The 25,280-nt window shown below is 71.0% G+C and carries 18 protein-coding genes, 1 pseudogene and 1 riboswitch; of the genes and pseudogenes, 12 read left to right on the forward strand and 7 right to left on the reverse strand.

Annotated features, from left to right (window positions below; genetic code table 11):
* Positions 1-436 precede the first annotated feature (436 nt).
* Positions 437-2,320 (reverse strand): phosphoenolpyruvate carboxykinase (GTP), encoded by a 1,884-nt coding sequence (locus tag QE392_RS16715; RefSeq protein WP_307453665.1) that lies wholly within the window; start codon positions 2,318-2,320, stop codon positions 437-439.
* 118 nt (positions 2,321-2,438) lie between these two features.
* On the opposite strand from QE392_RS16715, the gene QE392_RS16720 reads away from it, so the two are divergent.
* Positions 2,439-3,878: an XRE family transcriptional regulator gene (locus QE392_RS16720; RefSeq protein ID WP_307453667.1), complete on the forward strand. Its 1,440-nt coding sequence runs from the start codon at positions 2,439-2,441 to the stop codon at positions 3,876-3,878.
* 356 nt (positions 3,879-4,234) lie between these two features.
* On the opposite strand, the gene QE392_RS16725 is transcribed toward QE392_RS16720, so the two are convergent.
* Positions 4,235-5,707: an NAD-dependent succinate-semialdehyde dehydrogenase gene (locus tag QE392_RS16725; protein WP_307453670.1), complete on the reverse strand. Its 1,473-nt coding sequence runs from the start codon at positions 5,705-5,707 to the stop codon at positions 4,235-4,237.
* 591 nt (positions 5,708-6,298) lie between these two features.
* Positions 6,299-8,299 carry an FAD-dependent monooxygenase gene (locus QE392_RS16730; protein ID WP_307453672.1) on the reverse strand — a complete coding sequence of 667 codons (2,001 nt, stop codon included), beginning with the start codon at positions 8,297-8,299 and terminating at the stop codon, positions 6,299-6,301.
* A gap of 97 nt (positions 8,300-8,396) precedes the next feature.
* Between QE392_RS16730 and QE392_RS16735 the strand changes: the two genes are divergently transcribed.
* From QE392_RS16735 to QE392_RS16775, 9 genes and pseudogenes are all read left to right on the forward strand, one after another.
* Entirely contained in the window at positions 8,397-9,101 is a 705-nt protein-coding gene (locus QE392_RS16735) for an IclR family transcriptional regulator (protein ID WP_307453675.1), read from the forward strand.
* A gap of 261 nt (positions 9,102-9,362) precedes the next feature.
* Positions 9,363-11,021, forward strand: coding sequence for a thiamine pyrophosphate-binding protein (locus QE392_RS16740; protein ID WP_307453677.1), 1,659 nt, complete (start codon positions 9,363-9,365; stop codon positions 11,019-11,021).
* A 49-nt stretch (positions 11,022-11,070) separates the two neighbouring features.
* On the forward strand, positions 11,071-11,511 hold the full coding sequence (locus tag QE392_RS16745; protein WP_307453679.1) for a GNAT family N-acetyltransferase: 441 nt from the start codon (positions 11,071-11,073) through the stop codon (positions 11,509-11,511).
* A gap of 499 nt (positions 11,512-12,010) precedes the next feature.
* Positions 12,011-13,675 (forward strand): fumarylacetoacetate hydrolase family protein, encoded by a 1,665-nt coding sequence (locus tag QE392_RS16750; protein ID WP_307453682.1) that lies wholly within the window; start codon positions 12,011-12,013, stop codon positions 13,673-13,675.
* Positions 13,675-14,439 carry a GntR family transcriptional regulator gene (locus QE392_RS16755; protein ID WP_307453684.1) on the forward strand — a complete coding sequence of 255 codons (765 nt, stop codon included), beginning with the start codon at positions 13,675-13,677 and terminating at the stop codon, positions 14,437-14,439. Before QE392_RS16750 ends, QE392_RS16755 begins: the two co-directional genes overlap by 1 nt.
* 77 nt (positions 14,440-14,516) lie before the next feature.
* Complete coding sequence (gene hpaE / locus QE392_RS16760) at positions 14,517-16,037, forward strand: 5-carboxymethyl-2-hydroxymuconate semialdehyde dehydrogenase (RefSeq protein WP_307454183.1); 1,521 nt, start codon at positions 14,517-14,519, stop codon at positions 16,035-16,037.
* Positions 16,038-16,269: 232 nt separating this feature from the next.
* Positions 16,270-17,421, forward strand: coding sequence for a 3,4-dihydroxyphenylacetate 2,3-dioxygenase (hpaD, locus tag QE392_RS16765; protein WP_307453685.1), 1,152 nt, complete (start codon positions 16,270-16,272; stop codon positions 17,419-17,421).
* Between the two features lie 95 nt (positions 17,422-17,516).
* On the forward strand, positions 17,517-18,302 hold the full coding sequence (locus tag QE392_RS16770; protein ID WP_307453687.1) for a 2-keto-4-pentenoate hydratase: 786 nt from the start codon (positions 17,517-17,519) through the stop codon (positions 18,300-18,302).
* Positions 18,287-19,089, forward strand: a pseudogene (locus tag QE392_RS16775) (aldolase/citrate lyase family protein). Before QE392_RS16770 ends, QE392_RS16775 begins: the two are co-directional and overlap by 16 nt.
* A gap of 364 nt (positions 19,090-19,453) precedes the next feature.
* Here QE392_RS16775 and QE392_RS16780 read toward each other — a convergent pair.
* Positions 19,454-20,293, reverse strand: coding sequence for a helix-turn-helix transcriptional regulator (locus QE392_RS16780; protein ID WP_307453689.1), 840 nt, complete (start codon positions 20,291-20,293; stop codon positions 19,454-19,456).
* Positions 20,294-20,393: 100 nt separating this feature from the next.
* On the opposite strand from QE392_RS16780, the gene hxlB reads away from it, so the two are divergent.
* Together hxlB and hxlA are read left to right on the forward strand one after the other, a co-directional pair.
* Entirely contained in the window at positions 20,394-20,972 is a 579-nt protein-coding gene (hxlB, locus tag QE392_RS16785; RefSeq protein ID WP_307453691.1) for a 6-phospho-3-hexuloisomerase, read from the forward strand.
* Positions 20,973-20,998: 26 nt separating this feature from the next.
* Complete coding sequence (gene hxlA, locus QE392_RS16790; RefSeq protein ID WP_307453693.1) at positions 20,999-21,622, forward strand: 3-hexulose-6-phosphate synthase; 624 nt, start codon at positions 20,999-21,001, stop codon at positions 21,620-21,622.
* A 189-nt stretch (positions 21,623-21,811) separates the two neighbouring features.
* Here hxlA and QE392_RS16795 read toward each other — a convergent pair whose 3' ends face one another.
* From QE392_RS16795 to glyA, 3 genes are all read right to left on the reverse strand, one after another.
* On the reverse strand, positions 21,812-22,297 hold the full coding sequence (locus QE392_RS16795; protein WP_307453694.1) for a cytochrome C5: 486 nt from the start codon (positions 22,295-22,297) through the stop codon (positions 21,812-21,814).
* A gap of 90 nt (positions 22,298-22,387) precedes the next feature.
* Entirely contained in the window at positions 22,388-23,272 is an 885-nt protein-coding gene (locus tag QE392_RS16800; protein WP_307453697.1) for a bifunctional methylenetetrahydrofolate dehydrogenase/methenyltetrahydrofolate cyclohydrolase, read from the reverse strand.
* 488 nt (positions 23,273-23,760) lie between these two features.
* On the reverse strand, positions 23,761-25,035 hold the full coding sequence (gene glyA / locus QE392_RS16805) for a serine hydroxymethyltransferase (RefSeq protein ID WP_307453699.1): 1,275 nt from the start codon (positions 25,033-25,035) through the stop codon (positions 23,761-23,763).
* Between the two features lie 57 nt (positions 25,036-25,092).
* Positions 25,093-25,178: riboswitch (ZMP/ZTP riboswitch) on the reverse strand.
* Positions 25,179-25,280 lie beyond the last annotated feature (102 nt).

Here is a 25,280-nt window from a genome sequence, read left to right on the forward strand (position 1 = left end):
GGCGCAGCGGGGCGGGGCGGGGGCGCGGAAGCCCCGTTGACTTCGGCCGAATGCTCACGCGACAGCACCGTGCGCGTGCACGTGGCGCAACTCAACACCCAGCGCCGGCGCAGCGGGGCGGCTTGGGCGGGCTGAGAGCCAGGCCCGGGCGCGCGCCACAACCCCGCTGACTTCGGCCGAATGCTCACGCGACGGCACCGCGCGCGCGCATACGGCGCAACTCAACAGCCAGCGCGAGCGCAGCGGCGCGGGCGGGGCGGGGCGGGCAGGGCGGCAGAGGGCACGCGCGGGGACGGAGCGGTCACGGAGCGGGGGGGCAGCGCGCCGCACGCAGAACGACGCCCCCTTCCGCGCGCCAAGAACGAAAGGGGGCGTCGAGTCGAGACGCTCGCCCCGCCGCGCGAAACGGCGGGCGGGGCGAGAGCGCGAACCGGATTCAGCTGCGCTGCAGGCGGTACCGGAGCGCGGCGAGTTCCGCGCGGAGCGCCGCCGGCAGGTGCGAACCGAAGGTGTCGTAGAATTCCTCGGTCAGGTCGGCTTCCGCCAGCCACGAGCGGGAGTCGATCGAGAACAACTCCTCGAGGTCGGCAGCCGGCAGGTCGAGCCCCGACAGGTCGAGGTCCTCGATCTTGGGCAGACGTCCGATCGGGCTCTCGACGGCGTCGACCTGGCCGTCCACGCGGCGGATGATCCAGTCGATCACGCGGGCGTTGTCGCCGAACCCGGGCCAGAGGAAGCGGCCGTCGTCACCCTTGCGGAACCAGTTGACCTGGAAGATGCGGGGCGCCCGGTCGAAGCGCAGCTTCTGGCCGACGCTCAGCCAGTGGCCGAAGTAGTCGCCCATGTTGTAGCCGCAGAAGGGAAGCATCGCGAAGGGGTCGCGGCGCAGTTCCCCGACCGTGCCCTCCTGGGCCGCGGTCTTCTCCGACGACACCGTCGAGCCGATGAAGACGCCGTGCGACCAGTCGGTCGCCTCGACGACGAGCGGCACGTTCGTCGCGCGACGGCCCCCAAACAGGATGACGTCGAGGGGCACGCCCTCGGGAGCCTCCCAGTCCTCCGCGATCTGCGGGCACTGGGCGGCGCCGACCGTGAAACGCGAGTTGGGGTGCGCCGCGGGGCGGCCCGACGCGGGCGTCCACGGGTTGCCCTGCCAGTCGATGAGGTGCGGCGGCGCCTCGTCGGTCAGGCCCTCCCACCACACGTCGCCGTCGGGGCGGAGCGCGACGTTGGTGAAGATCGTGTTGCCCCACAGCGTCTCGATGGCGGTGACGTTGGTCGACTCACCCGTGCCCGGTGCGACACCGAAGAAGCCGGCCTCGGGGTTGATGGCCCACAGGCGCCCGTCCTCCCCGGGACGGATCCACGTGATGTCGTCGCCGAGCGTCTCGACCCGCCAGCCGGGGATCGTGGGACGCAGCATCGCGAGGTTGGTCTTGCCGCACGCCGACGGGAAGGCGGCGGCGACGTGGTAGGCCTTGCCCTTGGGGTCGATCACGCGGATGAGCAGCATGTGCTCGGCCAGCCAGCCCTCGTCACGGCCGATGACCGAGGCGATACGCAGGGCGAAGCACTTTTTCGCGAGGATCGCGTTCCCGCCGTAGCCCGAGCCGAACGACCACACCTCGAGGGTGTCGGGGAAGTGCACGATGTACTTCTCGTCGTTGCACGGCCAGGTGACGTCCGCCTCCCCCGGCGCGAGCGGGGCACCGACCGAGTGGACGGTCTTGACCCACGGGGCCCCGTCCGCGATCTTCTGCAGGACGGAGGTACCCACGCGCGTCATCACGCCGATGGATGCCACGGCGTAGGCGCTGTCGGTGATCTGCACGCCGATGTGGCTGAGGGGTCCGCCGACGGCTCCCATCGAAAAGGGCACCACGTACATGGTGCGACCGCGCATGGAACCCTCGAAGACGCCGTTCAGGGTCTCGCGGATCTCGGCCGGAGCGATCCAGTTGTTGGTGGGCCCGGCATCCTCTTCGCTCTCGGAGGCGATGTAGGTGCGCGACTCGAGACGGGCGACGTCTCCGGGGTGCGAGCGGGCGAGGTACGAGCCGGGACGCCACTCGGGGTTGAGCTTGATGAGCTTGCCCTCGTCGACCATCTCGCGCAGCAGCGCGTCGTTCTCGGCGGGCGAGCCGTCGACCCAGTGGATGCGGTCGGGCTGCGTGAGGGCGGCCACCTGGTCGACCCACGCGGTGAGTGCGGCCAGGCCCGGACCCTCGACAGCCGGACGCACACCGTGACCGGGGCGGGCGGCGCGAGCGGCGGGCGCAGCGGTGCGCGAGCTGGAGCTGAAGATGTCGGCGAGAGCCATGTCGTTCTCCTCGGTTGAGAGCAAACTCGGTGTCGTTCCTCCATGGTGAGGGCTTGCAACCGCGTCTTTCAGGCCCATGTCGATATAAAAAACCGACTTCTTTCGGTATGGTCAAGGAATGGCGTCGTCGTTCGAGCTGTCCACCCTGGGTCATCGCATCCGTCACCACCGCCTCGCGAGCGGTCTGACGCTGGACGAGCTCGGCGCCCTGGTGGGCGTGGCGGGAAGCCAGCTCAGCCTGATCGAGAACGGCAAGCGCGAACCCAAACTCTCGCTCCTGCAGGAGATCGCGCGCGCGACCGAGACCGAGGTCACCGAGCTGCTGTCGACCGAACCGCCCAACCGGAGGGCGGCGCTCGAGATCGAACTCGACCGCGCGCAGGGCAGTCCGTTCTTCCGGCAGCTCGGCATCCCGCCGGTCAAGGTCACCAAAGGCACGAGCGACGACACGATCGAGGCCGTACTGGGCCTGCACCGCGAACTGCAGCGTCGCGAACGGGCGACGATCGCCAGTCCCGAAGAGGCACGCCGTGCCAACACCGAGCTGCGCCTGCGCATGCGCGAGACCGCCAACCACTTGCCCGACATCGAGCGCCTCGCCGAGAAGCAGCTCAAGGCGGCCGGCCACAGCACGGGCGCGCTGACCCACCGCACGGTGAGCATCATGGCCGAACAACTCGGCTTCGAGCTGATCTACGTCAGCGACCTGCCGCACTCGGCCCGCTCGGTCACCGATCTCGAGAACGGTCGCATCTACCTCCCGCCGGCTTCGATCCCCGGCGGCCACGGTCTGCGGTCGATGGCGCTGCAGGCCATGGCGCACCGCCTGCTCGGGCACCGCCCGCCCACCGACTACGCCGACTTCCTGCAGCAGCGGCTCGAGATCAACTACTACGCCGCGTGCTGCCTCATGCCGGAGACCAACTCGGTGGCGTTCCTCGCCCAGGCGAAGAAGGAGCGCAACCTCGCCGTCGAGGACTTCCGCGATGCGTTCGGCGTGACGCACGAAGCCGCGGCCATGCGGATGACCAACCTCATGACGACGCATTTCGGCGTGCGCCTGCACTTCCTCCGCGTCGACGGTGACGGGGCCATCTCGCGGGTCTACGAGAACGACGGCCTGCCACTGCCGACCGACGTGACCGGGTCGGTGGAGGGACAGGTGGTGTGCAAGAAGTTCTCGGCGCGGTCGGCGTTCGCCGAACACAACCGCACCACCGAGCACTACCAGTACACCGACACCCCCGCGGGCACGTTCTGGTGCTCCACGCAGACCGGGTCGACCAGCGACGGCGACTTCTCGATCACCGTCGGGGTGCCCTTCGACGACGCCCGTTGGTTCCGCGGCCGCGAGACAGCGAAGCGCGGGATCTCGCATTGCCCCGACGAGTCGTGCTGCCGCCGGCCCGACGCCGAGGCCGCCGAGCGGTGGCAGGGCAAGGCCTGGCCGAGCGCGCGCGTGCACCGGTACATGTTCTCGCCGCTCCCCCGCGGGATGTTCCCCGGGGTCGACGACACCGAAGTGTTCGCGTTCCTCGACCGCCACGCCGACGGCTGACGCCGGTCGCGCGGGGGCGGCTCGCGAGCGGGTGGGCCGATTTCCGGAGAATCGGCGCCCCGTGCCGCCCCCGCCGCCCGCACGGCGCCGCCGGCGGCCGATACTCAGGAGTTCGGCACGGCGGCCGTCGGCGCAGGATTTGGAACGGCGCACGGCACGGCACGGCACGGCACGGCACGGCACGGCACGGCACGGCACGGCACGGCACGGCACGGCACGGCACGGCACGGCACGGACCCGGTATTGCGGAAAGCGCGGGGCCGCGGCACCCGGTGTCGTCAGCGGCCGGGGCGGGGAACGGCGGATGCCACGGCCCGGGCGCTCCGTGGAGCGCGGGGTCGTGGCATCCGGTGTCGTCAGGCGTAGGGGTTGGCCGTCAACGTGTACTTCGTCTGCAGGTACTCGTGGATGCCCTCGTCGCCGCCCTCGCGGCCGAGGCCCGACTGCTTCCAGCCGCCGAAGGGGGCCGCGGCGTTGGAGACGACGCCGACGTTCAGGCCCATCATCCCGGTCTCGAGCTTGTCGATCATGCGCTGACCGCGGGCGAGCGATTCGGTGAAGACGTACGACACCAGGCCGTATTCGGTGTCGTTGGCGAGGCGCACGGCGTCGTCCTCGTCGTCGAACGGGATGATCGCAAGCACCGGTCCGAAGATCTCCTCCCGCAGGATGTCGCTGCCCGGCCGCACGTCCGACACCACCGTCGGCTCGAAGAACGTCCCCGGGCCCTCGACCGGCGACCCGCCGGTGGTGACCGTGGCGCCGCGCTCCACGGCATCCCCCACGAGGGTCCTGGCCTTGTCGACCGCGCGGTCATCGATGAGGGGGCCGATCTGCACGCCCTCCTCGGTGCCGCGGCCGATCTTCATCGCCTGCACCCGCTCCGTGACGCGGCGCGTGAACTCCTCGACGACCGAGCGCTGCACGATGAAGCGGTTCGCCGCGGTGCAGGCCTGACCGATGTTGCGGAACTTCGCCAGCATCGCGCCCTCGACCGCCTTGTCGAGGTCGGCGTCGTCGAACACGACGAAGGGCGCGTTTCCGCCGAGCTCCATCGACGTGCGCAGGATGCCGGGAGCCGCCTGCTGCAGCAGCTTCACGCCGACGGGGGTTGAGCCGGTGAACGACAGCTTGCGCAGGCGCGGGTCGGAGATGATGCGCTCCGACACCGGTCCGGTGTTCGTGGTGGTGACGACGTTGACCACGCCCGCGGGCACGCCGGCATCCTGAAGGATCTGCGCGAAGAACAGCGTGGTGAGCGGGGTGAGCGTCGCGGGCTTGATGACGACCGTGCAGCCGGCGGCGAGCGCCGGGGCGATCTTGCGGGTGGCCATGGCGAGGGGGAAGTTCCACGGCGTGATCAGGTAACAGGGGCCCACCGGATGCTGCGTGACGATCATGCGGCCGGTGCCCTCGGGGTTCGCGCCGTAGCGGCCCTGGGTGTGCGCGGTGACCTCGCTGAACCAGCGCAGGAACTCCCCGCCGTACACGACCTCGCCGCGCGCCTCGGCGAGGGGCTTGCCCATCTCGAGCGTCATGAGCAGCGCGACGTCGTCCTTGCGCTCCTGCAGCAGGTCGAACGCGCGGCGGAGGATCTCGGCACGCTCCCGCGCCGGGGTCGCCGCCCACGACGGGAACGCCTCGGCCGCGGCATCCATCGCGGCGACGCCGTCGTCGACCGAGGCGTCGGCGATCTCGAGGAGCACGTCGCCGGTGGCGGGGTCGTTGACGGCGACCGTCTTGCCTCCGCTGGCCGAACGCCACTCGCCGTTGATCAGCAGACCGGTGGGGACGGATGCCAGCAGCTCGCTCTCGCGCGGATCGGTCATGGTTCCTCCTGGATCGGGGCGGGATTCCCGCCAATTCTCGTCAGCCCGCGACGCGGGGCCGATATACGTGACGTACAAAGTGGGCCGCGGTCTCGCCGTCGTGGACGAGGGAAGGTCGTGCAGGTGCGGTGGGCGGTGCGGCGGGGGGCGGTGCGCGTGGGCGATGCGGGGGCGGGCGGGCGGTGCGGGCGGTGCGGCGCGGGCGGCGCGGGCAGTCGCGCGGGGCCTTCGCATAAACACGATTGCTGCGCGGAAACACTCCCACAGCGCGTTTATACGCACCGATCGTGTTTATGCGTGCGGCGCACCCGCCACCGCTGCAGACGGCACCGCCGCAGCCGGCGCGGCCGCCGCAGCCGGCGCCCTACGCATAAACACGATTGCTGCGCGGAAACAGTCCCACAGCGCGTTTATGCGCACCGATCGTGTTTATGCGTGCGGCGCACCCGCCACCGCCGCAGCCGACACCGACGCAACCGGCGCGGCCAGCACCGCCGCAGCCGGCGCGGCCGCCGCGGCCGGCGCCCTACGCATAAACACGATTGCTGCGCGGAAACACTCCCACAGCGCGTTTATACGCACCGATCGTGTTTATGCATGCGGCGCACCCGCCACCGCCGCAGCCGACACCGACGCAACCGGCGCGGCCGCCGCAGCCTGAGCAGACGCATCCGCCGCAGCCCCCACCGCCCCAGCCCCCACCGGCGCGGCAGCGCCGACGCCCGACGCAGCGAGCGACACAGCCGCGGGGGTCATCGCCGTCGCACGGCGCTCCAGCAGCGCCCCGGCGAGGAACCGCTCGAGCCCAGCCGGGTCGCCGAGCGGCAGCACGTGCGCGACGTACTGATCGGGCCGCACCACCACGACCGCACCCGCGGCGCCGATGCCGCGCTCGGCGAAGATGTCGGCGGTCGTCCACGCCGAGGGCGCTGCGGCGAAGACCTTCTCGAGGTCGGTCAGACCGAGCGGCCCCGACCGCGGCCGGAACAGCGCCGGTACCTCGGCGACGTCCTCCCACCGGCCGGGGAAGATGGCCTTCACATCGAACACCGCGTCGAGGTCGGCTCCCTCAGGCGTGAATCGCTCGACGATCCGGTGCGCCTCCGCCGCCCAGGCCGCCAGCGCGGAGCCCGCGGCATCCGCGAAGGCATAGATCCGCCACCGCCCGTCGGCCTTCGCGTGATGCCCGAGGTGCACGGCGTTGCCGTCGCACACGCGCACGACCTCGACGCTCTGGAAGCGCTTGCCCACGGGGAATCCGGATGCCGATTCCGCCGCCGCGTCCGCCGCGACGAGCGGCGACGGGGCGTAGCGCGTGCCGAAGCCGGAGGGGAACTCGGCGGTGGCGAGGTAGTAGGTCGCGAGCTCATCGGGATCGGTGATCTCACCGGGCTTGCGCGCCATCAGCGACGACCACTCGCGGTCGAAGTCGATCAGCTGCTGGGCGACGGGGCGTCGCTCGGAATCGTACGTGCGCAGGAGCTCGGCGGGGGCGAGGCCGGTGAGCACGTGCCCGAGCTTCCAGCCGAGGTTGAAGCCGTCCTGTATCGACACGTTCATGCCCTGCCCGGCCTTGGCGCTGTGCGTGTGGCAGGCGTCTCCGGTGAGGAAGACGCGGGGGTCGTCGAGGTCGTCGACGAACTGATCGGTCACCCGGTGGCCCACCTCGTACACGCTGTGCCAGACGACCTGCCTCACGTCGATCGTGTAGGGGTGCAGGATCGCGTTCGCCCGGGCGATCACCTCCTCGATCGGCGTCTGGCGCACGCGGTGGTCGTCGTCCTCCGCGACCTCGCCGAGGTCGATGTACATGCGGCTGAGATACCCGCCCTCGCGCGGGATGTGCAGGATGTTGCCGGCCACGGCGTTGATCGCGCACTTGATGCGCCAGTCGGGGAAGTCCGTCTCGACGAGCACGTCCATCACGCCCCAGGCGTGGCGGGCGGCGACGCCGACGTGCGTGCGGCCGATCGCCTGGCGCACGCCGCTGCGCGCGCCGTCGCAGCCGACGACGTACCGTGCGCGGATGGTCCGCTCTCCCGTCGCCGCGCGCACGCGCACCTCGACGGCGTCGACACCCACGGCGAGGCCGAGGAACTCGACGCCGTAATCGGGAGTGATGCGCGCGGGGCCGTTCGCGGCGGCCTCGGCGAAGTAGTCGAGCACCCGCGCCTGGTTGACGATGAGGTGCGGGTACTCGCTGATCTTGTACGCGTAATCCTCGGTGCGCGAGTGGCGCACGATGCGATCCGGATTCTCGGGGTCGGGGGCCCAGAAGTTCATCCAGCCGATGTTGTACGCCTCGGCGGTGATGCGGTCGGCGAAGCCGAAGGCCTCGAAGGTCTCGACACTGCGGGGTTGGATGCCGTCGGCTTGGCCGACGGCGAGGCGCCCGTCGCGCTTCTCGATGATGCGGGTGGTGAGCTGCGGGAACTGCGACAGCTGCGCGGCGAGCAGCATGCCCGCGGGGCCCGAGCCGACGATGAGCACGTCGACCTCGTCCGGGAGCTCCGCCGGCCTGTCGATACCGGTGCCGGCCGCGTTCTGCACGCGGGGGTCGCCCGAGACGTAGCCGTGGTGGTGGAACTGCATCGTTTCTCCTGACGTCGATGTCGGGGTTGCCTCGTCGCGGCGCATGTTCTATATTCGAACGCGACGTTCAGCTATCGAACGAGAGGCTAGCCGCCCCATGCCCCCACGGCAAGATGCGCCGCCCGCTTCTCAGACGTTGAGCCGTGGCATCCGTCTGCTCGAAGAGCTCGCCGACGCCCGCACGCCGCTGACGATCGACGACCTCGCCGCTCGCGTGGAGCTGCATCGCTCGGTGGTCTATCGATTGCTGCGCACCCTCGAAGACCACGGGCTCGTGACGAGGGATGCCGCGGGCGCCGTGCGCCTGGGAACGGGCCTGGCCGCACTAGCCGCGGGCGTGGCCGCCGACCTGCAGGCCGAGGCGCTGCCCGAACTCACGGTCGCGGCGAACGAGCTCGGGATGACGTGCTTCCTCGTCGTGCTCGACCACGACGAGTGCGTGACACTCGCCAGCGTCGAACCGCGGCACGCGGTGACCGCGGTGGCACAGCGGCCGGGGGCGCGGCATCCGGTGACCCGGGGAGCCCCCGGACGCGCGATCCTCGCCCAGCTCCCGCCGCGGCGCTGGCCCGACGACGTCGACGCCCGTCTCGCCGCCGAGGTCGCGGATGCCGCGGAGCGCGGGTGGGCGATCAGCCACGACGAGGTGGTGCCATCGCTGCGCGCGGTGGCGGTGCCGCTGGCCGTGCAGGGGCGCGAGCCCGCGGCGATCGCGGCGGTCCACGTTGCGGCGGACGCCGACGACGCCGCGATCGCCGCCCGCCTGACGGCCGCCGCGGCGGCGATCCGCCAGGCGCTCTGACGCACGAGACTCCCGCCTCATCGCGCGTGAGGGGTCGCTTTTCGTCGCCTGGCGCGCCTCCGAAGCGACAGAAAATGACCCCTCACGCGAGGCGCGCGCGGGCTCGGGCGGGGAGCGGTTGCTCGGGGAGGAGCGGGCCCTATACTCGATCCCGTCAGGCGCACGAGGTCGCGCGTCGCTGCTCGAAAAAAGGGCACGTAGCGGGCATCCGCGAGACACATACGGCATCCATTCCGTTCGTCTCGAAAGGCTTCCTTCGTCATGCCCACTGTCTCCGCGCACGTCGCGCACACCCTCGCCCGCCATATCGACACCGTCTTCGGGGTCATGGGCAACGGCAACGCCTACTTCCTCGACGCGCTCGGCCGCGACACCGACTCGGGCTTCGTCGCCGTGCGGCACGAGGCCGCGGGAGTCGTCGCCGCCGACGCGCACTACCGCGCCTCGGGGCGCATCGCCGCCGCCACCGCCACCTACGGCGCCGGCTTCACGAACACGCTGACCGCTCTCGCCGAAGCCGTGCAGGCGCGGACGCCCCTCGTGCTCATCGTCGGCGACGAGCCCACCTCGGGCCCGCGGCCGTGGGGCGTCGACCAAATCGCGCTCGCTTCGGCGGTCGGCGCCCGCACCTACACGGTGGGTCATCGGGACGCCGCCGCCACGATCGTCATCGCGATCGAGCACGCCCTCACCTATCGCCTGCCGGTGGTCCTCGGCATCCCGTACGACGTGGCGACTCGCGAGGCGGGTCCGATCCCGGATGCCACGGCCCCCGGCGCCGAACCCGAGGTGACGCCCGAGCACCCGCCGCTCGACGCGTACGCCGACGGCGTGATCGAGCAGATCGTCGACGCACTGGCGGGAGCGGCGCGTCCCGTGCTGCTCGGCGGACGCGGCGCGTGGCTGGCCGGGGCGGGGTCAGCACTCGACCACCTCGCCGCGACGACCGGGTCCCTCACCACCACGAGCGCCCTCGGACGGGGCCTCTTCTCCGACCCCGCGCGCGACCTCGGCGTCGCCGGGGGCTTCGGCGCCCCCGGCGCGATGCAGCTGGTCCGCGAGGCGGACGTCGCCGTAATCTTCGGCGCCGGCCTCAACCAGTTCACGATGCGCTTCGGCGAGCTCTTCGCCCCCGGTACGCGCCTGTTCCAGGTCGACCTCGCACCGACCGCGACGCACGCGCATGTCGGCGGATACGTGCGGGGGGATGCCGCCGACATCGCGACCGAGATCACGCGACGTCTCCGCGAGCGCGGTGCCACCCCCTCGACCTGGGGCCGGGGTCTCGACCTCGCCGCGGCGCGTCGCCAGCCCGAGGGTCAGGGGCAGGGCCCGGACGGTCGCCTCGACCCGCGCACCGCCGCCGCCTGCCTCGCGGAGCTGCTGCCCGAGGACCGCGTCGTCGTCTCCGACGGTGGGCACTTCCTCGGCTGGTCGAACATGTACTGGCCGGTAGCATCCCCCGACCGCATGATCATGGTCGGGACGGCGTATCAGTCGATCGGCCTGGGCTTCCCCAGCGTTGCGGGCGCGGCCGTCGCCCGTCCCGAGTCGACGATCGTGCTGACCACCGGCGACGGCGGGGGGCTGATGGCCCTGGCCGACCTCGAGACGGCGATCCGCGTCGCCCGAGGGCGCGGCATCGCCGTCGTCTGGAACGACGCGCAGTACGGCGCGGAGGTCCTCAACTACGGCGTGAAGGGCCTGCACCCCGACCCCATGCTCATCCCGCAGGTCGACTTCGCCGCCGTCGCGCGCGGGTTCGGCGCCGAGGGCGTGGTGGTCGAGTCGGTCGACGACCTCGAGGCCGTGGCATCCTGGACCTCCCGTTCCGTCGAAGACCGCGGCTTCCTCCTGCTCGACCTGCGGGTGAGCGCAGCGATCGTGGCCCCCTACTGGGAGGAGATTGCGGCGCGGTGAGGACCCCGCAGTGATCTGGCCCGACCGGCGGCGCGCTAATCTTCGGGACGTGCTGTTCTCGCTCACGCCCCCGACCGCCGCCGAGTTCGCGACCCTGTACGCCGAGACCGGCTGGGGCGAGTGGCCCGCCGAGACCTTCGAGCGCGCCCTCGCCGGCAGCTGGGTCGTCTGCGTCGCGCGCGACGACGATGGCCGCCTCGTCGGCATCGGCCGCCTCATCAGCGATGGCGCCCTGCACGCCTTCGTGACCGAGATGATCGTGTCGGAGCGCGCCCGGGGCGGCGGGATCGGTGCCGAGATCGTACGCCGTCTCGTCGAGGAGGCGCACCGCCTCGGCGTGAGCGACGTCCAGCTGTTCGCCGCCCGCGGCCGCACGGCGTTCTACGAGCGCAACGGCTTCGTGCGGCGGCCGGAGGATGCGCCGGGGATGCAGTTCGCCGACGCCCCGCACGGGAGCGGCGCGGGCGGGCCGGGCGGGCCGAACCCCTGAACGATCGTCTCTCACGGCGCGACACAGCGGCATCCGGCACCTGACGCGACGAAAAGTCAGGAGTTCGGTTCGCGCAGAGCGAGCCGACCGGGACGGGGCGAGCAGGCCACGCGCAGGGCGAGCAGGCCACGCGCAGGGCGAGCCGCACGGGTGCAGGGCGAGCCGCACGGGAGCAGGGCGAGCCGCCCGGATGCAGGGCGAGCCGCACGGGAGCAGGGCGAGCCGAGCGCGCACAGGGCGAGCCGCATAGCTGCAGGGCGAGCCGACCGCGCGCAGGGCGAGCCGACCGCGCAGCCCGAACATCGGGCGGGCCGGAACTCCGGCGAGCCGAACTCCTGAGCAACCGGTCGCAACGAGCCCTGGCTCATCTCAGACGTACGGATCGCGACGAAGGGTGAGGAGTTCGGCCCGCTCAGCTCGACCGCGCACCACCGACACCGAGTCTTGCGGCGCGTACACACGATCATATACGATTTCAGATACGACGCGAGGGAGCATCATGACCGACACCACCGACCCCCGGTTCGCCGTCCTCGGCACACGCCCCGGCAAGATCGTGGCCGTCCACCTCTCGTACGCCTCGCGCGCCGATCAGCGCGGCCGCCGCCCGGCCGCCCCGTCCTACTTCTTCAAGCCGTCGAGTTCGCTCGCGGCATCCGAGTCCGAGATCGTGCGCCCCGCGGGCACCGAACTCCTCGCCTTCGAGGGTGAGATCGCGCTCGTCATCGGCGAGCCGGCCCGGTGGGTGACTCCGGATGCCGCGTGGTCGCACGTGGCATCCGTCACCGCCGCGAACGACTTCGGTCTCTACGACCTGCGCGCGAACGACAAGGGCTCGAACGTGCGCTCCAAGGGCGGTGACGGGTACACCCCGCTCGGCCCGGCGCTCCTCGACGCTCGCGCGGTCGATCCGGCGAACCTCCGCCTGCGCACCTGGGTCGACGGCGACCTCGTGCAAGACGACACGACCGCGGGACTCATCTTCTCGCTCGCCCAGATCGTCGCCGACCTGTCGCAGCACTTCACCCTCGAGACCGGAGACGTCGTGCTCACCGGAACCCCCGCGGGCTCGTCGGTGGTCACGCCGGGCCAGGTCGTCGAGGTGCAGGTGGATGCCGGCAGTCTCTCGACCGCCAGGCTCCGCACCACGGTGGTGCAGGGCGAGCGCGCGTTCGATGCCGCGATCGGCTCGCTCCCCGCGGTCGACGACACGCAGCGCACCGAGGCGTGGGGATCGGCAGAGGCTGCGGCGGCCTCCACTGCCACGAGAACAGGAGACGTCACCGGAACAGGTGGAAATCCGGCCGATCGCCCTGTCCCCGTCGCATCCCCTGTTCTTGTGACGGACGCCGCCGCGCCCCACACCGCGCCGAGAACAGGAGATGTCACCGAAACAGGCCAGGATCCGGCGGATCAGCCTGTTGCCGTCGCATCCCCTGTTCCCGTGACGGATGCCGAGACCCCGGCCTCCGCCCTCTCCCCCGCGCTGCGCGCGAAGCTCGAGCGCATCCCCGTCGCCGCCCTCAGCGGCCAGCTGCGCAAGCGCGGCCTGAACGACGTCACCATCGACGGCGTGCGCCCGCTCACCCCGGGCAGCCGCTTCGTCGGCACGGCCCGGACGCTCCGGTTCGTCCCGCACCGCGAAGACCTCTTCGCCACCCACGGCGGCGGCCAGAACGCGCAGAAGCGCGCGTTCGACGCGGTCGGCGAGGGCGAGGTCATCGTCATCGAGGCTCGCGGTGAGACCGGCTCGGGAACGCTCGGCGACATCCTCGCCATCCGCGCGCATGCCCGCGGCGCCGCCGCGATCGTCACCGACGGAGGCGTCCGCGACGCCGAGGCCGTGGCCGCCGTCGGCATCCCCGTGTTCACCGCCGGCCCGCACCCCGCCGTGCTCGGACGCCGGCACGTGCCCTGGCAGACCGACGTCGCCGTCGGCTGCGGCGGCACCACCGTGGAGCCCGGCGACATCCTCGTCGGCGACGGCGACGGCGTGATCGTCATCCCACCCGCCCTGGCCGACGAGGTGGCAGACGCCGCCCTCGCCCAGGAGGAAGAGGACGCGTGGATCGCCGGGCAGGTGGCATCCGGTCACCCCATCGAGGGACTGTTCCCGATGAACGCCGAGTGGCGCGCCCGTTACGAGAGCGAAAGGAACGCGTGATGGATGCCGACATCCCCGCGGCCGCGAGCCCGGCGACCGCCGCGCCCCGCCCGGGCACCCTCGCCGGCCTCGCCGCGAGCGCGACCACCGCCCCCGGTCAGAGCAAGTCGCAGCAGGCGTACCACTGGATCAAGCAGCGCATCGCCTCGCAGGAGTTCACGCCCGGCTACCGGCTCGTGCTGGGGAGCATCGCCGGCGAGCTCGACATGAGCGTCGTGCCGGTGCGCGAAGCGATCCGCCAGCTCGAGGCCGAGGGTCTCGTCACCTTCGAGCGCAACGTCGGTGCCCGCGTCTCGATGGTCGACGACACCGCCTACCGCTTCAGCATGCAGGCGCTGAGCCTGCTCGAGGGCGCGGCGACGGCCCTGTCGGCCCGGGCGCTGACGACGAACGACGTGCGCCGCGCCCGCGAGGTCAACGAGCTCATGGTCGAGACGCTCGCGCACTTCGACCCCCGCGCCTTCACCGCGTTGAACCAGGAGTTCCACGCGATCCTGTTCGCCAAGTGCGCCAACCCGCGCATGCTCGAACTCGTACAGGCCGAGTGGGCCCGTCTGGGGCACCTGCGCGACTCCACCTTCAGCTTCGTGCCCGGCCGCGCCGCGGAGTCGGTGCGCGAGCACGAGAACATCCTCGTCCTCATCGAGACCGGCGCCCCGCTCGCCGAGATCGAGCAGGTCTCGCGCCGTCACCGCTCGGCCACTCTCGACGCGTACATGATCCACGAGCACCCCGATCAGGTGCTCGGCCTCCCCGCTTTTTGATTGTGGATGCCATGACCACCGCCCGCCGTCACGACGGGCTCAGCCGTGGCATCCACCCCTCCAACGAAGGAGCCCTCATGACCACCCCGCTCACCACCGCCCGCCGCATCCCGGCCGACCTGCCCGAGCGCATCCAGCACTACATCGGCGGCTCGTTCGTCGACTCGGTCGACGGAGACACGTTCGACGTACTCGACCCGGTGACGAACAAGACCTACCTGCAGGCCGCGGCCGGCAAGAAGGCCGACATCGACCTCGCCGTCGCCGCGGCACGGAAGGCGTTCACCGAGGGGCCGTGGCCGCGCATGCTGCCCCGCGAGCGCTCGCGCGTGCTGCACCGCATCGCCGACCTCGTCGAGTCGCGCGACGAGCGCCTGGCGGAGCTGGAGTCGTTCGACTCGGGGCTGCCGATCACCCAGGCCCTTGGCCAGGCCCGACGCGCGGCGGAGAACTTCCGCTTCTTCGCCGACCTGATCGTCGCGCAGACCGACGACGCCTTCAAGGTGCCGGGCCGTCAGCTCAACTACGTCAACCGCAAGCCGATCGGCGTGGCGGGCCTCATCACGCCGTGGAACACCCCGTTCATGCTCGAGTCGTGGAAGCTCGGCCCCGCACTCGCGACCGGCAACACCGTGGTGCTCAAGCCCGCGGAGTTCACGCCGCTGTCGGCATCGCTCTGGGCCGGGATCTTCGAGGAGGCGGGCCTTCCCGAGGGCGTGTTCAACCTCGTCAACGGGCTCGGAGAGGATGCCGGCGACGCGCTCGTGAAGCACCCCGACGTGCCGCTCATCTCGTTCACCGGGGAAAGCTCGACGGGTCAGCTCATCTTCGCCAACGCCGCGCCCTTCCTGAAGGGCCTGTCGATGGAGCTCGGCGGCAAGAGCCCGGCGATCGTCTTCGCCGACGCGGATCTGGATGCCGCGATCGACGCGACCATCTTCGGCGTCTTCTCGCTCAACGGCGAGCGCTGCACGGCCGGCAGCCGCATCCTCGTGCAGCGCGACGTGTACGACGACTTCGTCGAGCGCTACGCCGCTCAGGCCGAGCGCGTGAAGGTGGGCTTCCCTGACGACCCGGAGACCGAGGTCGGCGCGCTCGTGCACCCCGAGCATTACGCCAAGGTCATGTCGTACGTCGAACTCGGCAAGACCGAGGGGCGCCTGGTCGCCGGCGGCGGCCGCCCCGAGGAGTTCCCCGAGGGCAACTTCGTGCAGCCCACCGTCTTCGCCGACGTCTCCCCCGACGCGCGCATCTTCCAGGAGGAGATCTTCGGCCCGGTCGTGGCGATCACCCCCTTCGACACTGACGAGGAGGCGCTCGCGCTGGCCAACAACACGAAGTACGGTCTCGCCGCCTACGTCTGGACGAGCGACCTCAAGCGCGCCCACAACTTCGCGCAGAACGTCGAAGCCGGCATGGTGTGGCTGAATTCCAACAACGTCCGCGACCTCCGCACTCCCTTCGGCGGGGTGAAGGCCTCGGGCCTCGGCCACGAGGGCGGGTACCGCTCGATCGACTTCTACACCGACCAGCAGGCCGTGCACATCACGCTCGGCCCCGCCCACAACCCCACGTTCGGCAAGGCGCCGGGGCACTGAGCCCGGGCCCATCGACGGGCTCAGGGACCTCTGCCGGCGGCTGAGCCCGCCCCGGTGGCTGAGCCCGCCGCCGGTGGCTGAGCCCGCCGCCGGTGGCTGAGCCTGTCGAAGCCACCCCCGACCCACGAACCCCCGGCCCCTTCGACAAGCTCAGGGACCTCCCCCGCCACACGGTGGCTGAGCCCGTCGAAGCCACCCCCGACCCGCCGACCACTCCACGCAAGGACGCGAAATGGCAAAGCACACCGAAGAACAGAAGACCTCCTCCGGGTTCTGGGTGACCCAGGAGGCCCCGATCGTCTCCGACGACCCGATCCCCACCCCCACCTCACCCGCGCCCGACATCCTGCGCTGCGCGTACATGGAGCTCGTGGTCACCGACCTCGCGGCATCCCGTGTCTTCTACGTCGACGTGCTGGGCCTGCACGTCACCGAGGAGGACGACGAGGCGATCTACCTCCGCTCCACCGAGGAGTTCATCCACCACAATCTCGTGCTGCGCCGGGGCGAGGTCGCCGCGGTCGCCGCGTTCTCGTATCGCGTGCGGTCGTCCGACGACCTCGACAAGGCGGTGGCGTTCTACGAGGAGCTCGGCTGCGACGTGCGCCGCGAGCCGAACGGCTTCACGAAGGGCATCGGCGACTCGGTGCGCGTGGTCGATCCGCTCGGCTTCCCGTACGAGTTCTTCTTCGACACCGAGCACCAGGAGCGCCTGTCGTGGCGCTACGACCTGCACTCCCCCGGCGAGCTCGTCCGCCTCGACCACTTCAACCAGATCACCCCCGACGTCCCGCGCGCGGTCAACTTCATGCAGGCCCTCGGCTTCCGCGTCACCGAAGACATTCAGGATGCCGAGGGCACGGTGTACGCCGCCTGGATGCGCCGCAAGCCCACCGTGCACGACACCGCCATGACCGGCGGCGACGGCCCGCGCATGCACCACGTGTGCTTCGCGACGCACGAGAAGCACAACATCCTCGCCATCTGCGACAAGCTCGGCGCCCTCCGCCGATCGGATGCCATCGAGCGCGGCCCCGGCCGCCACGGCGTCTCGAATGCGTTCTACCTGTACCTGCGCGACCCCGACGGTCACCGCGTCGAGGTCTACACGCAGGATTACTACACCGGCGATCCCGACAACCCCGTCATCACGTGGGACGTGCACGACAACCAGCGCCGCGACTGGTGGGGCAACCCCGTCGTCCCGTCGTGGTACACCGACGGCTCCCTCGTGCTCGACCTCGACGGCCACCCGCAGCCGGTCCGCGCCCGCGAGGACAACAGCGAGATGGCCGTGACCATCGGCGCCGACGGCTTCAGCTACACCCGCGCGCCCGAGCCCACGGCATCCGGTTCCGAGTTCAAGCTCGGCAACCAGCTCTAACGCCGCCCCACATCGCGTGAGGAGTCAAGCTTTGTCGCCGAGACGAGCGCCAGGCGACACTTCTTGACCCCTCACGCGAAACAAGAAGGAGATCCATGCTCACCGACGACCAGATCGACGCCATTGCGGCCGAGCTCGCCGAGGCCGACCGCACCCACTCGGTCATCCCGCGCATCACGGCGAGATTCCCGGATGCCACGGTCGACGACTCGTACCGCATCCAGGGCCGCTGGCGCGACACGCAGCTCGCCGCGGGTCGCACGCTCGTGGGGCGCAAGATCGGCCTGACCTCCAAGGCCATGCAGCAGGCGACGGGCATCACCGAACCCGACTATGGCGTGATGTTCGACGACACCGTCTACCGCTCGGGCGACGAGATCCCCGTCGAGCACTTCTCCAACGTCCGCATCGAGGTCGAGCTCGCGTTCGTGATGAAGGAACCGCTCGCCGGCCCCGACTGCACCCTCGACGACGCCCTCGCCGCGATCGACTACGCCGTCCCCGCGCTCGAGGTGCTCAACTCGCACATCGAACTGGAGGGACGAACGATCGTCGACACGATCAGCGACAACGCCGCCTACGGCGCGATGGTGCTCGGCGATGTGCACAAGCGACAGGACGAGATCGACCTGCGCTGGGTTCCCGGCGTCCTGAGCCGCAACGGCGAGATCGAGGAGACCGGCGTCGCCGCGGGTGTGCTCGGCCACCCCGCGACCGGCGTCGCGTGGCTCGCCAACAAGTTCTCTCAGCACGGCGCCCGGCTGGAAGCGGGCGAGATCATCCTGGCAGGATCGTTCACGCGCCCGATGTGGGTGTCGCGGGGCGACGACGTCTTCTGCGACTACGGACCGATGGGAACGATCTCGTGCCGCTTCGTCTGACCCCGACCTTCCGGGCCGTGCTCGCAGCATCCGATCGCCCTCTCGCAGGCATGTGGGTGTGCTCGGGCAGCCCCGTCGCCGCCGAGATCGCCGCGGGCTCGGGCCTCGACTGGCTGCTGATCGACATGGAGCACTCGGCCACATCGCTCGAGACCGTGCTCACCCTGCTGCAGATCACCGCGGCCTACCCGGTGACCCCGGTCGTGCGCGTTCCCTGGAACGACCCGGTCGTCATCAAGCAGGTGCTCGACGTCGGCGCGCAGAACCTCATCGTGCCGATGGTCTCGTCGGCCGACGAGGCCCGCGCCGCCGTCCCGCCGCGACGCGCTACCCGCCGGCGGGCGTTCGCGGCGTCGGTAGCGCGCTCGCTCGCAGCGCGCGCTGGAACCGCGTCGACGGGTACCTCGCCGACGCCTCCGGCCACGTGTCTCTCACCGTGCAGATCGAGACGACCGCCGGAGTCGCCGCCGCCGCCGAAATCGCCGCCGTCGAGGGGGTGGATGCCGTCTTCGTCGGCCCCTCCGACCTCTCGGCATCCATGGGTCTGCTCGGGCAGCAGTCGCATCCCGACGTCGTGGCGGCGGTGCACGCCGTGTTCGCCGCGTGCCGGGATGCCGGGACCCCGGTCGGCGTGAACGCCTTCGACCCTGCGGTGGCCGAGGCCTACCTCGACGCCGGCGCCGACTTCGTCGCCGTGGGCGCCGACGTGGCGCTGCTGGCCCGGGCGTCGGAGGCCCTCGCGGCGCGGTTCGTCACCGGCCGCGGCGAGGAACGCACAAGCTACTGAGGCGGCATTCTCCGCGAGAGACGCACCGCCGTGCAGGAAACGGCGTCTCACCGCGTGTCTCGCACAAGACGGGGTTTATCCGCGGTGAACGCCGCGCGAGCGCAAGACCGGCGACTCAGACTCGCCTGAGGCGGCGTCTCCTCCGCGAGAAACGCTGCGCTGCGTAGAAACGGCGTCTCACCGCGTGCCTCACACGAGACGGCGTGTATCGGCGGGGAACACCGCGCGAGCGCAAGACCGGCGACTCAGACTCGCCTGAGGCGGCGTCTCCTCCACGCGGACCGCTGCTCTGTGTAAGAAATCGCGTTCCCCACGAGAAAGCGTTTCTCGGCGGGAACGCGGCGTTCGCAGGGCCGCGCCCCGATCACGGAACCCGCGCCGCCCCCAGCGCCACGAGCTCCGCCCGCGTGGTCACACCGGCCTTGCGGAGCAGATTCGACACGTGGAACTTCGCGGTGTTCTCGCTGATGCCGAGCTGCGTCGCGATCGCGCGATTGCGCGAGCCGGCGACGACGAGGCTCAGCACCTCGCGCTCACGGGGGCTGAGGTCGACCGCGTCATCGAGGAAGTCGGGTCGCGCCGGAGGGTCGAGCGGGAGCCGTACCGACAACTCGGAGCCCCACCCCGGGGTCGAGGCGACGTCGAACGCCCCGTTGAGCGCACTCACCCGCTCGACGATCGGCCGCAGGGAATCGTCGTGCGCGGTGAGACGCCCCTCGCCGTCGTCGCGGATGCCGATCAGCAGGTTCAGGCCGTCGCAGTCCCACTGGATGCGCACCCGGTGCGGTGCCCCACGGTCGAGCAGGGCCAGCACGGCGCTGCGCACGATCGCCCGCGCCTCATGCGCGACCTCGCCAGGGAGCGCCCGGCCGGTGGTCGGCGGCTCGACGAACTGCACGTCGAGATCGCCGTGACGAACGAGGGGTCGTAGGTCGCTGCGCAGGCGCGCGAAGGCGCCCGTGACGGGCTCGAGCAGCGCGCTGCGCTGGCTGTCGGTCGAGGTGCGCAGCACGACGAGAGCGGCCGCGGCGGCCTCGATCGCGAGGGCGCGAGCAGCGCGGTCGTCGAGACGGGTGGACCGCAGGATTGCCAGCACGGATTCGAGGGTCACGGCATGCCGGTCGGCCTGCTCCGCGACGACGCGCTCGTGCTCGATCACGAGTGCACGGGAGGCCGGCGAAGGCAGGGCGGGGGCGTCGGTCACGGGCCCAACCTAGCCCATCGTGCGCACCTACCCGTTCGGGTAGGTCCACCCCTGCCATCGACCGGCAGCATGAGCATCGCGCCAGACGCAGCATGGGGCCATGCCCTCTTCCGACGCCGCCACCGTCGAGCGCTCCCTCTCCCGCATCGCCGCGGAAGTGGCATCCGTCGTCGACCGCCTCGTGGCGGAGCCGGGCGACCTCGACCGCGTGCTCGACGTGCTCACCGGCGCCGACCGCGTCTTCGTGCTCGGCGCGGGACGCTCGGGGCTGGCCCTGCGCATGACCGCGATGCGCCTGATGCACCTGGGCCTCGACGTCCACGTCGTCGGCGACACCACGACGCCCGCCATCCGCGCCGGAGACGCGCTCCTCACCGCCAGCGGCTCCGGCACGACGACCGGGATCGTGCGGGCCGCCGAGACGGCCACGAACGTCGGGGCGAAGATCGCGGCGATCACCACGGCATCCGACTCCCCCCTCGGGCGCGCCGCCGACGCCCTCGTCGTCGTCCCCGCCGCAGCCAAGCTCGACCGCTCGGGCGCGGCCTCGGCGCAGTACGCCGGCAGCCTCTTCGAGCAGGCCGTCGTGCTCGTGGGCGACGCGATCTTCGACGCCCTCTGGCAGCGCTCCGGCCTCGACGCCGACGACCTGTGGCCCCGTCACGCCAACCTCGAATAACCCACCCGCAGAAAGCAAGGACCCTCATGAAGCTGCAGTTCGCCATCGACACCCTGTCCACCGAAGCCGCCCTCGACCTCGCCGCCGCCGCAGCGCCGCACGTCGACATCCTTGAGCTCGGCACCCCGCTCATCAAGAGCGAGGGTCTCTCGGCCATCACCGCGATCAAGCAGGCGCACCCCGACAAGGTCGTCTTCGCCGACCTCAAGACGATGGATGCCGGTGAGCTCGAGGCCGACATCGCGTTCAGCGCCGGCGCCGACCTCGTCACCGTCCTCGGCTCGGCCGGCGACAGCACCATCGCCGGCGCGGTCAAGGCCGCCAAGAAGCACGGCAAGGGTGTCGTCGTCGACCTCATCGGCGTCGCCGACAAGCCGGCCCGCGCGAAGGAGGTCGTCGCTCTCGGCGCCGAGTTCGTCGAGATGCACGCCGGCCTCGACGAGCAGGCCGAAGAGGGCTTCACCTTCGGCACGCTGCTGCGCGACGGCGAAGCCTCGGGCGTGCCGTTCTCGGTCGCCGGCGGCGTGAACGCCTCGAGCATCCCCGACGTGCAGAAGTCGGGCGCGAAGATCGCCGTCGCGGGCAGCGCCATCTACAGCGCGCCCGACGTGGGCGCCGCCGCCGCCGCGCTGCGCGCCGCGATCGCCTGATTCAGCGCGACAGCGCCGCCACCGCCGCCCGGCCGTCGCAGCAGACGCCGTCCCGAGTCGAAGACTCCGCCTCACGGCGGGTCACGCTCGGGACGGCGTTTCTCGCCTCACGCGGATGCCACGGCGCCCGGGGGCAGGAACGGCGAGGGCCGCGCACGTCATCGAACGTCCGCGGCCCTCACCTGAGCGTCAGTCCTCGTCGTCGTCCTCATCGTCTTCATCGTCGCCGATGATCTCGATGTCTTCGACCTCGAGTTCGGGCGTGAGCTGCACGTGGACCAGCGCGTCGGGGAACGAGGTCTCGCCGGCGAAAACGACGATGATCGCGTCGGCGAAGACGCCCACGCCGATCGCCTCGAGGTCGGTGCGCAGGTCGACGTCGGCATCGAGCTCGTCGTCCTCCAGCGCATCTTCGATGTCGCTCGCGACTTCTTCGATGATCGCTCGCCACCGCTCCTCGCTCACCGCGAGGATGTCCCGCAGGTTGCCCACGATGGCGTCGAGGTCGGGCTCGCCCTCGTCGTCGAGCTCGGGGTCGAGGTCGACCTCCACCTCGACGCCCGCGGCATCCAGGTGTCCGGCACCGATGACGCTGTCTTCGTCGATCTGGGCGTCGTCGAGCAGGCCGTTCTCGGAGACGCGGCGGAGGAGGTCGTTCAGCACGGACTCAGTCATGTTCATACGATCCCACGTCGCGCGGCATCCCGCGTACACCCTTGCATCGGCAGCGCCGTCTGTTCAGGCGGCGGCACCGTACGGTTCACGTCAGACGGCCGACGCGCGCTCCGCAGCCTCGACGACATTCGTCATCAACAGGGCGACAGTCATGGGGCCGACGCCGCCCGGGTTGGGCGAGACGAAGCCCGCCACCTCGGCCACGTCCGGGTGGACGTCGCCGAACACGCGGGACTTCCCGGTCTCGGGGTCGATCTCGCGCGTGACGCCGACGTCGAGCACGGCGGCACCCGGCTTGACGTCTTCGGCGCGCACGATGTGCTTGACGCCCGCGGCGGCCACGATGACGTCGGCGTCGCGCAGGTGCTTCGACAGATCGGCGGTGCCCGTGTGCGTGAGGGTCACGGTGGCGTTGATCTCGCGGCGGGTGAGCAGCAGGCCGATCGAGCGGCCGATGGTCACACCGCGGCCGACGACGACGACCTCTTTGCCCTTCAGGTCGTAATCGTTGCGCAGCAGCAGCTCGATCACCCCGCGGGGCGTGCACGGAAGCGGCGTGAGGATCGGCGCGTTGACGTTGAGCACCAGGCGACCGAGGTTGGTGGGGTGCAGGCCGTCGGCATCCTTGGCCGGATCAATGCGCTCGAGGATGGCGTCGGTGTCGATGTGCTTCGGCAGCGGCAGCTGCACGATGTAGCCGTGGCACGCGGGGTCCGCGTTCAGCCGGTCGATGACGGCCTCGACCTCTTCCTGCGTCGCCTCGGCGGGCAGCTCGACCTGGATCGAGTTCATACCGATCGCCTCGGACTGCTTGTGCTTCATGCCGACGTACAGCTGAGACGCCGGGTCTGCCCCCACGAGCACGGTCGCGATGCCGGGCACGATGCCCCGCTCGCGCAGGGCGGCGACCCGCTCGGTGAGCTCCGCCTTGATCGCCGCCGAGGCGGCCTTGCCGTCGAGAATGGTCGCCGTCATGGCATCCCTCGTTCCGTGTGTCGTTCGTTCCGTGTGTCGTTCGTGTCGTGTGGTGTGACGTTCGGCGGGTCACCCCCGCGTAAACGCTATTCCTGCGCGGAAACACGATGTCGGCGCGTTTCTGCGCACGAATCGTGTTTATGTGTGTGGGCCTCGGGCAGCGGATGCCGGGTTCGCGCCGCCGCACCGGCAGTGGGCGAGACGCCGCACGAGGCGGGACGCCGCACGAGGCGGGACGCCGCACGACGCGGGACGCCGCACCGGGGCGGGACGCCGCACGAGGCGGGACGCCGCACCGGGGCGGGCACCGGACCCGAGACGCCGCACCCGGCGCCGGCCGGGCCCCGCCGGAGCGTGCCGGGAGTCGCACGCCCGCCTGCCGCGACCGGTCTGCCGATGCCTGACGGGATGCCGGGCCCCGACGCCGCCGCGACGCCGGCCGGATGCCGGGACGGGACCGCCGCGAAGCGACCCCGCCCCGGCGGGGCTCACTGCTGCAGGTCGGGGTACAGCGGGAACGCGTCGGCGAGCTTCGCGACGCGCGCGCGCAGGGCCTCGACGTCGGCGCCGGGGATGAGCGCGAGCGCGATGATGTCGGCCACCTCGGTGAACTCCGCATCGCCGAAGCCGCGGGTCGCGAGCGCCGGGGTGCCGATGCGCAGACCCGAGGTCACCATCGGCGGGCGCGGGTCGTTCGGAACGGCGTTGCGGTTGACGGTGATGTGGATGTCGTGCAGCAGGTCTTCGGCCTGCTTGCCGTCCATCTCGGCGTCGCGCAGGTCGACGAGCACGAGGTGCACGTCGGTGCCGCCCGAGCGCACGGCGATACCGGCGTTCTTCACGTCGTCCTGGGTGAGACGGTCGGCCAGGATCGACGCGCCCCGCAGGGTCCGCTCCTGACGCTCCTTGAACTCCGGCGTCATCGCGAGCTTGAACGCGGTCGCCTTGGCGGCGATCACGTGCATGAGCGGGCCACCCTGCTGGCCCGGGAAGACCGCGGTGTTGATCTTCTTCGCGAGACCCTCGTCGTTGGTGAGGATGAGGCCCGAGCGGGGGCCGCCGATCGTCTTGTGCACGGTGGTCGAGACGACGTGGGCGTGCGGGATCGGCGAGGGGTGAACGCCCGCGGCGACGAGACCGGCGAAGTGCGCCATGTCGACCCACAGAAGTGCTCCCACCTCGTCGGCGATCGCGCGGAACGCGGCGAAGTCGAGCTGGCGCGGGTACGCCGACCAGCCGGCGATGATGACCTTCGGCTTGTGCTCGAGGGCGAGGCGGCGCACCTCGTCCATGTCGATGACGCTCGTCTCGGGGTCGACGCCGTACGCGACGATGTCGTAGAGGCGGCCCGAGAAGTTGATCTTCATGCCGTGCGTGAGATGACCGCCCTGGTCGAGGGCGAGGCCGAGCAGCGTGTCGCCGGGGCGCGCTATCGCGTGCAGCACGGCGGCGTTCGCCGACGCACCCGAGTGCGGCTGGACGTTGGCGAACTCGGCGCCGAAGAGGGCCTTGGCGCGCTCGATCGCGAGCGACTCGGCGACGTCGACCTCTTCGCAGCCGCCGTAGTAGCGGCGGCCCGGGTAGCCCTCGGCGTACTTGTTCGTGAGCACCGAGCCCTGCGACTGCAGCACCGACACGGGCACGAAGTTCTCGGAGGCGATCATCTCGAGGAAGCCGCGCTGACGGTTCAGCTCGCGCTCGAGGACCTCGGCGATCTCGGGGTCGACCTCCGAGAGAGGGGCGTTGAAGTACGGATCGGTCATGCGATCTCCTTGACGATGGTTCCGGATGCCACGGACTCGGCGAGTCCGCGGAGATACCGCATCGACCCAGGCGTGCGGTCGAATACCGTCAAGCGGTCGCTCCCCGGTGGTGGCCCACCTCAACGCCAGTCGCGACGGTGCCACTTTAGCGGGTAAACCCTCCCGCGCCCCGCGTGTCTCGGCATCCACCGTTCCTCCACAGGAACGCGCGAGGCGCGGCTTCGGCTCGACGCCGAGGGATCGCG

Source organism: Microbacterium proteolyticum, from assembly GCF_030818075.1.
Lineage (GTDB): Bacteria > Actinomycetota > Actinomycetes > Actinomycetales > Microbacteriaceae > Microbacterium > Microbacterium proteolyticum_A.